This is a genomic window from Pseudarthrobacter sp. ATCC 49987, from assembly GCF_009928425.1.
Lineage (GTDB): Bacteria > Actinomycetota > Actinomycetes > Actinomycetales > Micrococcaceae > Arthrobacter.
On record NZ_JAABNS010000001.1, the window covers coordinates 3,386,500 to 3,400,030 of the forward strand.

Here is a 13,531-nt window from a genome sequence, read left to right on the forward strand (position 1 = left end):
AGCTCAGTCACCCCAGGGTTTCCAGTCTGGCCAGCACGCCCTCGGGCGAAGCGGCGCTGGGGATGTCGGCCAGGTAGAAGTCCCCGGCCGGGAGTTCCACGTCCGACTCCAGCCAGAACCCTGCAGGAATATAGGCGCCAACCGCTGCGTGCCCGTGCAGACGCGCCTGATCGTCGTCGAGCTGCCCCAGCGTCCAACGGTAGTTGCCGGCCAGATTGGCAATCGGAGTGTAGGCCTCCAGCGGAACGTGCACGCCGCGGGGCGCGCCTGCAGGCGTTCGGTTGTCCAGCAGGAGTCCCGCGACGGGCAGCGCCGCGAACGCCCGGAGCCAGTCACTGACATACATGGAGGCATTCTCGGCGTTGTCGGCGTCGAGGCCGCTGGTGTCATCCGCGCCCGAGAAGTGGTGCGTTCCCGTGAGCCACATCATCGGCGACGGGATGCGCAGCACCACTGGCTGGCGGGCTGTCTTGGCGAACACGGTAACGAAGTCCAGCACCGCCCGGTTGAGGTCGTCGTCGCCCAGCAACGTCCTCAGCGCGAAACCTGTCCGGGATCTGGCCGTCATGCCGGTCTCAAGCCTGGTGTTGCCGGCGGTCAAGTGACCGTACAGCCGGCCCAGGTCCAGGAGCGCGACGTCCGGCCGGAGGAGCCCCTGTGCCTGGGCGAAGAATGCCGCGTAGGCGGTGGCGTTGCCCCAGGGGACGGGCCGGCCACGAAGAATCACGGAAGCTGCGTACTCGTGGTGGTCGAATACCACGGCTTTGGGCCGCCCCGACGGAGGGGAAGCAACAACGTTGGCGAGGGTGGTGGCAGTGGAAGTGGTCATGACGTCTTTCTCCATACTGTGGCTAATAAAAGCCTTCAGCGCCGCACCGTCCTGGCTGGGGAGGATGCGGCGCTGAAGGGTTCGTGAGTTGCTGCGTCCCGGGTCGGGACGTGCCGTTACGGGCTAGGACTTGCGGTGGACAACTTCCCCGTGCTTGAGTTCGAGCTCGCGGATTCGGTCCTCCAGTGCGCTGATCTTGACTTCCCGGCGGTCCGGAAGCATGATCAGCGGCAGCTTGTCGATGGTCGCCTTGACCCGTTCCGGTCCGTTGTTGGTGAAGTGGGTGGCGGTGAGCTCCTCCGTGTCGTCGCCCCAGGACCCGTAGTAGAGCAGGTCCTTCGGGGGCTCGGATTTCACGTAGCCTTCCAGGAATTCCTTGTACGGCTTGCCGCGGGCGATCCGGGCCTGCCGTGAGTCGTGGCGCAACTGGGTGGTGGCCTCCTGGTCCACCACGAAGGTTTCAGGATCCCAGACGACGCCGTAAATGCTGGTGGCGACCTTCGGTGAGATGCGGCCGAGTTCCAGATCCTTGGCCACCGCTTCCGGATCACGTTCCAGAACGTCGCCGTAGCCCCCGCCGGAGCCCTGGGCGATCATGTACATCTCGCCATCCTTGGCGACGTCGAACTGCAGGCCCATATGGGAAGTGGTGTACTTACCGCCTTCGTAGGGCTGTTCGTTCATGATCCGTTCCATGGACAGATCGAATTTGCTGGAGTCTTTGCGGATCACGTCGTAGATGTTGATGCCCTTGACCATGGCCAGCGGCGTCGTGCTGCAGCCGTAGCCGCCGAACATGCCCGTGACGGACGAGAACTTGGATCCCGAGGTAACAGTCATGAAGCCCCACATCGGGGTGCCCTCGGCGGCAACGATCATCTCGTAGCCCATGCCGCCGCTGTTCTTGCCGAAGCCCTGGTTGTCGCGGACGATCCGCTTGCTGACCAGCTGCATGAAAGGAACTTCCTCCTCCATGACTTCCTGTTCAGCGGTGTCAGCCATGGCACAGAACAACGGTGAGACGGCGTCTTCACCGTCACGGAATGCCTTAGCGCCGCCGCCCATGCCGTTGAGGTCGGCACACAGGTTTCCTACCTGGTCGCCGTGCTGGGTCAGGCCTCCCCACAGGAACGTGTTGATCTGGTTGAACCACGGAGCGAGGACGTTGGAGAACTTCTCCGGGTTGGAGAACTGCATCTTGGCGAAGGCTGTCTGCAGGGCAGAGAATCCCCGGAACGATGCCTGCAGCGACTGCCCCATCGGAGCGTCGTAACCAGCGTCGGCCCACGTGTGTTCATCGGAGATGATGTCGATGGGCGACATCGCCGAGGTACAGCGGGGCAGGTCGGGCCACCAGAACGCCAGGATCGCCTGCATCATCATCGACTTGACCGAGCACAGCGGGGAGTTAATGGCCCGGTTGAGGATTTCGGGACCCGTGCCCCTCAGGTCCACCGTCATTTTGTCACCCTTGACCGTCACCTTGCAGGCGAACTTGATCAGTATGTTCTCCTTGAGCGTGGAGTCCATGAACTGGTTGAAGGACACGGTGCCGTCCGGCAGTTCACTGATGCGGCGCTTGACTTCCTGCTCGACGTCTTCAACGGTGACGCGCAGGGCAGCGACGAAGGTCTCGACCCCCACTTCGTCGATGATGCTGTCGACGCGTTCCTGGATGCGCTGGACGGCACCGATCTTGACCTTGAGGTCAGCCAGCTGCAGCTTGGGGTCGCGAACTGAGTGCTGCAGGAACGTCAGCAGGTCCCGGCGCAGATCGCCCTTCTCAACGATCTTGAACGGGGACATCCGGAGTCCGTCGTCAAACGGAGTCTCGGAGCCCGAGGGCATTCCGCCGGGCTCGCAGGCCCCGTTTTCGCCTTCGTGAATGGTCGCGGCGACCCAGGCGATGATCTTTCCCTCGCGGAAAATCGGCATGATCATGGACTGGTCCGTGTTGTGGACGTTTCCGTACCGGGCATCATTGTGGATGAACCCATCGCCGGGGTTGATCCCTACCGTCGGCTCGTCCTTCCAGTACTTCATGATGTAGCGGATCGGGTGATGCAGGATCGCCGAGAACGCGATCACGCCGTGGCAGGACAGGTAAGTGACGTCCCCTTCGGCGGTGTAGATCGCCGTCGTCAGGTCCCCCCATTTAGCACCGGGAGCGGCACCCATGGCCTCGCACATTTCGTAGCCCTCATCCAGGGCGCCGGCGAGGCGCTTGCGGATGCGGTCCACCTTGATCGGGTCCACGCCCTTGGAGATGCACTCGTCCTCGTAGGCGGAGCGGGACGTGATCTGGTGGCTGCGCATGATGGCCGGGTCCGGGCCGAGGAACAGGGTTGTTTCGTCCATGAACTGGTCCACCCACTGCTGCTCCTGGGCAGTCAGCGGCTGGGACGCGTCGTCGGCGGTGTCGCCGGCGGTGCTGTTTTCATTTGCTGTAAGCGTCATTGCTGTCGAGCTCCTTCAATGGGATGAGCTGGAAGGTCTGGTTGTGGATCCGCGCGGCACGGGATCAGTCTTTGAGAAACCACACGGCTCCCTGGGAGGTCGGTTCCAGGCGCCATCCGGGTTCAACCAGATAGGTGGTGTTTTCCGTGGTGACGATGGCCGGGCCGTGGATGACGTGCTGGTGGTGGAGGGCCTCGGCGTCGTACACCGGGGTGTCGACGGCTCCGTCGATCTTCACGAAGTGGACCTGCCGGGTGCCGACCGGACTGGGCATGGTCCTGTCATGTCCGGTGTCGATCGAATCAAACTTGACCACGTCCCCGTCCACATAGGACGACACCCGCACGGTCTGGGCCCGGATGCCGGCCTCGGGGGCCTGGCTGCCGGCGCCGTAGCGCTTGCCATAGATGTCCGAGAACGTCCGGATCAGGTGCAGCACGTCGGCGACGCCGTTCACACGGTTGATGTCGAAAACGACGGCCGTAGTCACCAGCTGGTTGCCGTAGCGCATGTCCATTTCGAGGCTGTAGCGGATGTCGGCGGCGTCGTACCCCTGGCGGATCAGGTCTTCCTTGCCCTTGGCTTCCAGCTCCTGGATGACGTTGTTCAGCTCGTCGTAGCTTTGGTAAAGGCTGCGGTCTGTGGGGTTGTAAAGCACCACGTGGGAGCCACGCTCATGGATGTGGAGGGGTTTCATGTTGCCGGCGCCGCAGGCCGAGAAGACCGAGGAAAACGGCGGGGCGAGGATCCTGCGGATGCCGGCGTGATCGGCAATGCCGCAGGCGTGCAGGGGTCCGTTGCCGCCGTAGGCCAGCATGGTGAAGTCTTCCGGAAGGTATCCCCGGACCCGCAGCTCCTTTGCCATTCCGATCGCCATCTGCTCGTCGACCGCATTCTTGATGATCTTGGCGACCTGGATGGTGTCCATGTTCAAGTCGTCAGCGAGAACCTCGTCGATGGCGTAGGCGGAGCGCTTCTTGTTCAGCTTGATGTAGCCATTGGCGTAGTTGTCCGGATCCAGGTACCCCAGGACCAGGTCGGCGTCCGTGACCGTGGGGCGGAGGCCCCCGCGGTCGTAACAGGCGGGGCCCGGATCCGAGCCTGCTGATTCCGGCCCGATCTGAACGGCGTGGTGGATGCGGTCATAGCTGGCAATCGAACCGCCTCCCGCACCCAGCGTCAGCAGGTGGATCATGGGAACCGATACCAGCCAGCGGCCGATGGTTGGCTGGAAGTCGTAGTGCTTGACGCCGCCTTCCGGGACCAGGCCGATGTCGAAGGACGTACCGCCCATATCCGTCGAGATCACATTTCCCAAGCCGGTGCTGTCAGCCAGGTGCTGGGCAGCGCCGACGCCGGCGATGGGGCCGGAGTGGATGGTCTGCAGGGCATCCGTCGAGTTGGACTGCGCCATACCGCCCGAGTTGTGGATCACCAGCATGGGCTTGTCGTAACCGGACGTACGCAGGTTGTTGGACAGCTGCCCCAGCGCGTGGAACATGATCTCGTGCAGGAATGCGTCCACGATGGTCGACGTCGCACGGACGTACTCGCCTTTTCGGCCCGACACCTGGCTTCCCAGCAGGACGGGGATGGCACCGAGCTCGTGGGCCGGGTACTCGTCCAGGATGATCTCCAGGATCTGCTGCTCATGGACCGGGTTCTCGGTCGAGTTGACCAGGGAGACCACGATCGCTTCCGCTCCGGCGTCCACGAGTTCGCGCACCTGGGTGCGGACATCGTCTTCCATCAGCGAAACGACCACCTTGCCGGCCGAGTTGATCCGCTCCTTCACCGACCGGATCAGGGCGCGGGGCACAAGCGGGTCCGGGCGGGTGGCATCGGGCATGTTCTGCTGCTTGGAAGGGTCCAGTCCTTCGCCGTAGCCACGGCCGCGGGAGAGCGGGATGGTGTCCTCGAAGCCGTGGGTGACCAGCGCCCCCACACGAGGGCCTTTGCCTTCGATCAGGGCGTTGGTGCCAAGGGTGGTGGCATAGCGGACGGAGTCGACTTCCTTCAGGACGAGGTCCCGGTCCAGGCCGGCGCGTGAGCAGGCGAGGTCGAGTGCTTCATTGAAGCCCTGGGCCAGGTTGTGGTGCGTTGTGAGCGCCTTTGCTTCAACGTACTGGTCTTCCCAGGCAAAAAAACAGTCGGTAAATGTGCCGCCGATGTCGACGGAGATTCGTTTCATGACCAGTGGTCTCCTTTATTCCAAGTACTAGCTGAACGAATGGGGGGAATGGTTGTGGGTGTTGTATGAGCCGAGGGCCGGGGTGAAATCTGCGACCGCTTCTTCGCCGGGTCCGTAGTTGATGACGGCCTCAGGCTTGGTGCCCCGCTTGATCCATGTTTCGCGGAGCGAGTCGATGTCCCACAGCATGTCCACCGTGGGCGGGTGTCCCGGCGGAACATACTCTGTTTCCAGCTGCGTTCCGCAACCCGGGCAGTAGAACTCGAGAATCCTGCAGAATGTGGGGTCCGGAGCGAAGGTGAATTCGTACTTCTCCGGGTCCAGGATCGACTGGTGGATTTCAGTGGGGTCCCGGTCGTAGACCAGTGTCCCCTCCTTGTAGTTGCCTCTGGCCTCGCCGAGGTCCTGGTTACAGACCTTGCAGTTCCACCGCTCGGTGTCGAGATCGATGATCAGATATTCCGTCATTGGAATTCGCATAGCGTGTCTCACCTGTTTTCTTGCTGGTAGTTTGGGGTCACTTCTGGAGGGTGTCTGTGAGCATGAGGTCACCGGAGACCGTCACGTCGAAGACCCAGCCATGCGGCACACGGGCCGTGAAGTAGGGGCCTTCGACGATTGCGGGGCCCGGCGCCGAAGCCCCGGCCGTCTGGCCGTCCAGCTCGAAGACCTGAACTTCGTCCACCTTGTCCACGGCGGAGCGGACCTTTCGGGTGGAGGCGGCGACGGCGGGCGTCTTCGCCACTGCTTCGGCCCGCCTGATGGATGCGTGCGGCAGTTCGTACCGGGCGGTCAGGGTCAGCATGGTGTTGTGTCCGCTGGCGCCGGGCTGCGGATCGGAAGCCAAATACGGCACCTCGGACACCAGCTGGCCTTCGGCGTCTTCGAGCACCACGTTCCATTCGAGCCGGCATTCGTCAATTTCGTGGCCCTCCTGGAACATGTCCCGGGTCGCCCGGGCCAGCAGCATCGCCTGGGTTTCGCCGAAGTTTTCCGCGTCCATTCCCGCGACATTCGCCTCGTAGGTCTGCGCAATGTCGGAAAAGCCGATTCCGAAGGCGGAGAAGACCGCGGCCATCTTGGGCACCAGGACACGGCGGACGCCGGCGATCCGGGCGGCGCCACAGGCACTCATCGGTCCGGCGCCTCCGAACGCAGCAACTGTTGTGGCGTCCGCAGCCTCGACGTCGGGGGCAAAGGACTGCGACATACGTTCGAAGTAGGCGGCCTCCATCCGGATCAGGGCGTCATTCAGGGTGATCCCCAAAGGTTCTGCGATGACTTCGGTGATGACTGCGCGGGAGCGTTCCGCGTCAAGGCTGAAACCTCCATCGAGGTAGGTGTCCGGATCGAGGACGCCGAGCAGCAGATTTACGTCCGTGATTGTGGCCTGCTTGCCCCCAAAACCAAAACAAGCTGGACCCGGTGCAGCTCCGACGCTCTCGGGGCCGACGGTAATGACGCCGTGGCGAAGGGCAATGATGGAACTGCCCCCCACGCCGCTGGAATGGACGTTGCTCATCTCGAATGACACCGGGACTCCCTGGATGGCGCCCCTGCGGTCCGTCGAGATGGTCGAGTGCTTGACCGAGCCGACGTCGGTGGTGGTGCCGCCGACGTCGATCATCAGAACGTGCGCGAGGCCATACGCCTCCGAGAGGGCCTTGGTTCCTTCCAGCCCGCCGCGCGGACCGGAAGAGTAGGTCTTCAACGCGACGGACTTGGCCACCCGTGACGAGGCCCCGTCGTTGCGGTAGATGAGGAGCGGGTTCTTGACCTTATGGTCCCGCAGCCGGTGCTCGGTGCTGTAGAGGAACCGCTCCATGGTGGGATGCAGGAAGGAGTTGATGATTCCGGACCACACCCGGCGGGCCTGGACGGTGTCGGGCGTGAACTCCCAGGAGAACAACATGGGTACCGAGCCCAGCAGGTGCCGGGGGAACTTCCGGAGCAAAACGCCTTTGACGGCCTTCTCCTTGTTGCGGTCGGCCATGGCGATGACCAGCCGCGCGGCGCCGTCGGTGGTCAGCCGGTTGACGTGCTTCACAATTTCCTGGGCGAGCTCTTCCACGTCCTGTTCGGCGTGGATGACTGCCACCCGCGTCCCGACGAGGTCTTCAAACAGCTCAGCGGCCGCCCCGCCCTTGCGGAGCTCTCCGGCCAGCGTGGGGCTGTCAGTGAGGATGCCAATCCGGGGACCCTTGCGCTCCACGAGGGCATTCGTTCCCTGGGTGGTGGAGTACCGGATGTGACGGGTTGAGTGCAGAAGCCCGGGGAGATCCTCTTCGCCGAAGATTTCCTTGGAAGCTTTGGCCATGCCGTCGAAGAGACACTGGGAGAGGTCAAAGGGCGTCGTGAGAGTCTTCGTGAACGAAAAATTCTCACCGTCCCAGACGCAGATATCGGTCAGCGTCCCACCGTTGTCGATGTTAATGAGCCGTTCCATTGATACTCCTTTGTATGTTGAGGCGCGGTGACACCAGCGGCGAATTCCTCAACTTGCGACTGTGATCCAAGCCACATTGAGGACTGGTCTCAGTGTGGCTCAGCAGCCGGAGTGGCCCGCAACCACCTGACCGGGTGGACTATTCGGGGCCGGGGCGACTACCCGGGTGGGTGGCGGACCTGGGGCATAAAGCAACGCGGGGTCAGATACAGCCGGTGCCGGGCGTCGGAATGGGCCGTATCTGACCCCGCGTTGGGGTGGTGTTGGGGTCAGGCGTAGTTGTAGAAGCCGCGGCCGGTCTTGACTCCCAGCCAGCCCTTGGCGATGTATTCCTCCAGCATGGGGGCCGATCTGTTCTCAATCCCGGCCAGCTCGCAGTAGTGGTTCTCGATGTCCAGGACCACATCCAGGCCCACCTCGTCCATGAACCGGAATGGAGTGGTTTCGGATTTGAAGAGGTCGGCGAACAGGGCGTCCACGTCCTGCGGCTCCGCGACGCCCTCGGCCACGACCAGGAGCGATTCGCGCTTGATGGCTGCCCAGATCCTGTTGAGGATGAAGCCGGTACTCTGCTTGCGCACCCGGTGCGGGACCAGCGCGTACTTGGGCAGTTCGGCCATGAGCAGCTCGATGATCCGCGGATCGGTGTGGCCGCTGGACATCAGCTCGACCGATCGCACGTCCGGCGGCATGTAGAAGTGCATGTTCAGGACCCGCTCCGGGCTGCTGACTCCGCCGATGAACTCGGAGGAAGAAAATGACGAGGAATTGCTGGCGAGGACGGCGTCCGGGGCGGCCAACTGGTCAAGGTCCGCAAAGATCGCCTGCTTCAGGCCAAGCTTCTCAGGGACCGCCTCGACCACCAGCCACGAATCCCGGAGGGCCTCGGCGAGATTGTCCCTCGCCGCGAGCCGGACCGCCGGGCTGCCGCCAAGCTCCTCCACGGCGCGGTGGCGCTGCGTGGCGATGTATTCGATCGCGGCGGTGGCCACGGCAAGGTCTGTGTCGTAGACACGCACCTCGGCACCTTGGAGCGAAAGCATCAAGGCGATGCGCCGGCCCAGGGTTCCGCCGCCGATGACGGTCATGGGCCGGTCCGTGATGTTGGCGGGGAGCGTGTAGGCCATGTCAGTTCCTTTCGGGAGGCTGCCGACGATGCAGCGGCCAGGCTGATGCGTATGTGCTGGCGCCCTTTGCGATCAGTACTTTGCGATCTATCCAAGGGCAGGGACGGCGGCAAGCACAAGGGCCGGCCGGCCGGGAGGACTAAACTCGGTCCAAGCCTGCCCACCCCCATGCGAGGAGCCTTCATGCGCGCCACCATCATCCACGCCCCCGGTGACATCCGGGTCGAAGACCGTGCCTACCCCACCGTCCAGCTGCCCACCGACGCCGTCGTGAAAGTCACCGCGTCCTGTGTCTGCGGCTCCGACCTGTGGCCCTACCGGGGCGTGCGGCCAACCCGCCGGCCCACCGCGATCGGACACGAGTTCATCGGCACCGTGGAGAGCGTCGGCTCCGGGATTACCAGCCTCGCCGTCGGCGACCTCGTGATCGCACCGTTTGTGGTCAGCTGCGGGGCCTGCCCCCAGTGCCTCAACGGTGTCACCGGGGCCTGTGACCATCTCGCCGGCTGGGGCGGCAAGGACGACACCGGTCACGCGATCGACGGCGGCCAGGGCCAGGCGGTCCGCGTCCCGCTGGCCGACTCCACGCTGGTCAAGGTTCCCGGAATCACCGAGCCCGACGATGCCCTCCGGAAGAGCCTGCTCACACTGTCCGATGTGATGGCCACCGGCCACCACGCGGCCCTCGCCGCAAAGGCCGGCCCGGGCCGGACCGTCGTGGTGGTGGGCGACGGCGCCGTCGGACTCTGCGGGGTGCTGGCCGCCAAGCGGCTCGGGGCGGAACGGATCATCGCAATGTCCCGCCACGCCGACCGGCAGGCGATCGCCCGGGAGTTCGGCGCCACCGACATCGTGGAAGAGCGCGGGGACGACGGCGTCGCCAAAGTCCGCGAGCTCCTCGGCGGGGTACTGGCCGATTCCGTGCTGGAGTGCGTCGGGACCAAGGAATCCATGGACCAGGCGCTGCACAGCACACGCCCGGGCGGCGCGCTGGGCTTTGTCGGCGTCCCCACCGGCGGCAGCGAGGTCCCGCTGCGCTACCTCTTCGACACGAACATCTCCATCGGCGGCGGCATGGCCCCGGCCCGGACCTACATCCCGGAGCTGCTGGCGGACGTCCTCGACGGCACCATCAATCCGGGCCGGGTTTTCGACGTTGTGATGCCGCTGGAGGAAGCCGCGGAGGCCTACCGCGCCATGGACGAACGGCGTGCCATCAAGGTCCTGCTGACCCCCTGACGGCACGCCCGACGGCGGCGGGCACGGAAATTGCCGGGTCTCATGTACTGGCTCTTGTTCTGGCTCTTGTCCTGCTAAGGCGCTGGGTCTAGCGTGAAGCGCATCAGCATCCGCCGCCGTCGAGGAGCCGTCATGGCCAGGTTCGTGCAGATCATTGAATTCCAGACCTCCCGCATCGAGGAAATTGAGGCCCTGGGCCGGCCGTCCCGGACCGAGGGAAGCACAGCGCCCACCTTCCGCCGGATCCTGGCCACTGCGGACCGCGACCGCCCCGGTACCTATCTCACCATTGTCGAGTTCGAGTCCTACGACTCGGCGATGGAGAACTCCGCCCGGCCCGAGACCTCCGACTTCGCCGCACGGATGGCGGCCCTCTGCGACGGGCCGCCGGTGTTCCGCAACCTGGACGTGATGTGGGAGGACACCGGCGCTCCAGCGGACCTTCCGTAGGAGCCGGCCATGGACTCTGCACCTGATGAACCGTCCGCGCAGACCGTGGACCCGCTCGTGCTGGACCTCGGCGGGACAGGCACGGTTCCCCTGCGGCTCGTGGGGGGCAAGGCCCTCAATCTCGGCAAGCTCGTCGCGGCCGGGTTGCCGGTGCCGCGCGGGTTCTGCCTGACCACCGTCGCCTACGAACTGGCGGCTCCGCCCGGACTTGGCGCCCTCGCTGCCGAACTCGACGCGATCAGCTCCGCGACAGGGCTGCCAGCGGCCGGCGCGGACTCCGCAGAAGCCGGCGTGGACCCCGCGGCCCTGGGCACGGTTGCCGGGCGGACCAGGGCGTTGATCGGGGAGACACCGATCCCGCCCGCGGTCGACGCCGCCGTCCGCTCCGCCTACGCGGGAATGGGCGGAACCCTGCCGGTGGCGGTCAGGTCCTCGGCCACGGCCGAGGACCTGCCATTCGCCAGTTTCGCCGGCCAGCAGGACTCCTACCTCGACGTCGTCGGCGCCGACGCCGTGGTGGAGGCGGTCCGGCGCTGCTGGGCGTCCCTCTGGAGCGACCGGGCGGTGGCGTACCGGTCCGCCAACGGGATCAGCAACCGCGACGTCCGGCTCGCCGTCGTCATCCAGGCCATGGTCGACGCCGCCACGGCAGGGGTGCTGTTCACCGCAAACCCCGTCACCGGCACCCGGACGGAGACGGTCATCAACGCGAGCCCGGGCTCGGGGCAGGCCGTGGTCTCGGGAGCCGTCAACCCGGACCAGTTCGTGCTGGAGACAGCATCCGCCAAGGTGAGGGCGCGGACGCCGGGCGGGACGCACCCCGGACGGAGCGCGGGCCTGAGCAACCCCCAGCTGCAGGAGCTCACGGCGCTGGGCGACGGTGTCCAGCGTCTTTTCGGGGCGCCGCAAGACATCGAATGGGCGATCGACGCCGGCGGCAAGGTCTGGCTCACCCAGTCGCGCCCGATCACCACGCTGTATCCGTTGCCCGAACCCTCGCCCGAGGACGCCGCGGCCGGCGCCGCGGCCCCGACCCGGGTGTACCTCTGCGGCACCCTGTTCCAGGGGCTGACCCGGCCGATCACCCCGATGGGGCTGGCCGTCCTCGAGGTGATGCGGAACAGCAAGGGACCCTGGCGGTATGTCAACCCCGGGCTGCGGATGTTCGTGGACCTCACAGCAGTGGTCCGCAACAAGGCCGGCCGCGCCTACCTGCTGCGGGTGCTCCCCCTGGCGGACGGCAGATCCGGTGCCGTGATGCCGGCATTGCTCGAGGACCCCAGGTTCGCCCTCATCGAGCACTCATTCCGGGACTCCCTCCGCAAAGCCGCTGCCAGGCGCAGGCTCCCGCAACCGCCCCGGCGCACCGGCGACACGGAACAAGCGGACATCTTCGTCCTCCTGCTGCGGCTCATTCCCGCCATGCTCCGGCCCGCTTTCCGTCCCGCCGCTGAGCTGCGCCGGGCGAAGAAGTACGGGAAAGAGCTCGAATCCCAGCTCTCGCTCGCCGAACCCGCCAGCGCCGTCCAGCGGCTTGACTACACCCGGCAGATTCTCGACCGGACCATTAACGGGCTGATCCAGGCCACCCTGCCGGGGCCGTCCGCCGGCTACATCATGCTGGCCGTGGCCCGCCGGCTGCTGCGCGGCATCGCCCCGCCCCGCGAGCTGGAAGCTGTCCTGCGCGGGCTCCCGCACAACATCACAACCGAGATGGACCTGGAACTCTGGCAGCTCGCCGTTTCCATCGGAGACGACCCCGTCTCGCGCGGGGAGTTCCTGGCGAAACGTCCCGAGGAGTTGTCCGCCCAATACCTCGCCGGGAAGCTGCCGCCCCAAGCCCAGGCCGGGGTGCGCGGCTTCCTGGCCCGCTACGGACACCGCGCCGTGGCCGAGATTGACCTCGGCATGCCCCGCTGGGCCGAGAAGCCCGTCCACATCCTTGGCATGATCTCCAACTACCTCCACGTCGAGGACCCGGAACAGGCCCCCGACCGGCAGTTCGCCCGGGCTGCCGAACATGCGGAGGACCGGATCCGCAGCCTGGTGGACCGGACACGGGTCCGGAGCCCCTGGCGCGCCCGGGCGCTGGAGCTTAGTTTGCGCCGTGTGCGGCAACTGGCGGGACTGCGCGAACTGCCCAAGTTCTACATCGTGCTGATACTGGGCGAGATGCACCGGCAGCTTGCGCGGATCGGCGCGGACATGGTCTCGGCAGGCACCATCGCGGCCGCCGATGACGTGTTCTTCCTCGACTTCGACGAGATCCGGGTGGGCCTGCGCGGCGCCGACCTGCACGGTATCGTCGCGGACCGCCGCCGGCTGTACGACGTTGAACTGCGACGACGGCGTATCCCCCGGCTGCTGCTGTCCGACGGCACCGACGTCGAGGCCGCCATGATGGCGAAGTCGCCGGTGTCCGGTGCCGTGACCGGGACACCGGCGTCGGCGGGCACCGCCACCGGTCGGGTCAGGGTGATCCTGGACCCGGTCGGCGCCCACCTGGAACCCGGCGACATCCTCGTGGCCCCGTCGACGGACCCCGGCTGGACCCCGCTGTTCCTGACTGCCGGCGCACTCGTCATGGAAATGGGCGGGGTCATCTCCCACGGGGCCGTGGTGGCGCGTGAGTATGGCATCCCGGCCGTCGTGGGCGTTCCGGACGCCACCACGCGGCTGCGGACCGGCCAGACGGTGACCGTCGACGGCGCCGCCGGCACCATCAAGGTGGAGCCGTGAGAGCGGCGACGCAGGGCAGGCTGGCCTCACAGGTGTAGCACAGTTGTGCCAGA

The 13,531-nt window shown here is 65.7% G+C and carries 9 protein-coding genes; 3 read left to right on the forward strand and 6 right to left on the reverse strand.

The features are described 5' to 3' along the window. Positions 1-7 precede the first annotated feature (7 nt). From GXK59_RS15650 to GXK59_RS15675, 6 genes are all read right to left on the reverse strand, one after another. Positions 8-829: a hypothetical protein gene (locus tag GXK59_RS15650; protein WP_160668183.1), complete on the reverse strand. Its 822-nt coding sequence runs from the start codon at positions 827-829 to the stop codon at positions 8-10. Positions 830-952: 123 nt separating this feature from the next. Continuing rightward, positions 953-3,286 (reverse strand): hydantoinase B/oxoprolinase family protein, encoded by a 2,334-nt coding sequence (locus GXK59_RS15655; protein WP_160668185.1) that lies wholly within the window; start codon positions 3,284-3,286, stop codon positions 953-955. A gap of 64 nt (positions 3,287-3,350) precedes the next feature. Then, positions 3,351-5,477, reverse strand: a complete 2,127-nt coding sequence (locus tag GXK59_RS15660) for a hydantoinase/oxoprolinase family protein (protein WP_160668187.1) — start codon at positions 5,475-5,477, stop codon at positions 3,351-3,353. A 27-nt stretch (positions 5,478-5,504) separates the two neighbouring features. Continuing rightward, positions 5,505-5,945, reverse strand: coding sequence for an acetone carboxylase subunit gamma (locus GXK59_RS15665; protein ID WP_237393916.1), 441 nt, complete (start codon positions 5,943-5,945; stop codon positions 5,505-5,507). A 49-nt stretch (positions 5,946-5,994) separates the two neighbouring features. Then, the gene (locus tag GXK59_RS15670) at positions 5,995-7,923 is read right to left on the reverse strand and encodes a hydantoinase/oxoprolinase family protein (protein WP_160668191.1); all 1,929 of its coding nucleotides are present in this window, start codon (positions 7,921-7,923) and stop codon (positions 5,995-5,997) included. Positions 7,924-8,192: 269 nt separating this feature from the next. Further along, positions 8,193-9,050: a 3-hydroxyacyl-CoA dehydrogenase family protein gene (locus tag GXK59_RS15675; protein WP_160668193.1), complete on the reverse strand. Its 858-nt coding sequence runs from the start codon at positions 9,048-9,050 to the stop codon at positions 8,193-8,195. 183 nt (positions 9,051-9,233) lie between these two features. Between GXK59_RS15675 and GXK59_RS15680 the strand changes: the two genes are divergently transcribed. The 3 genes from GXK59_RS15680 (at position 9,234) to GXK59_RS15690 (ending at position 13,478) form a co-directional block, all read left to right on the forward strand. Beyond that, positions 9,234-10,289, forward strand: a complete 1,056-nt coding sequence (locus GXK59_RS15680) for a zinc-dependent alcohol dehydrogenase family protein (protein WP_160668194.1) — start codon at positions 9,234-9,236, stop codon at positions 10,287-10,289. 93 nt (positions 10,290-10,382) lie between these two features. Then, positions 10,383-10,739 (forward strand): hypothetical protein, encoded by a 357-nt coding sequence (locus GXK59_RS15685; protein WP_237393917.1) that lies wholly within the window; start codon positions 10,383-10,385, stop codon positions 10,737-10,739. A gap of 9 nt (positions 10,740-10,748) precedes the next feature. Further along, complete coding sequence (locus tag GXK59_RS15690) at positions 10,749-13,478, forward strand: PEP/pyruvate-binding domain-containing protein (RefSeq protein ID WP_160668196.1); 2,730 nt, start codon at positions 10,749-10,751, stop codon at positions 13,476-13,478. Positions 13,479-13,531 lie beyond the last annotated feature (53 nt).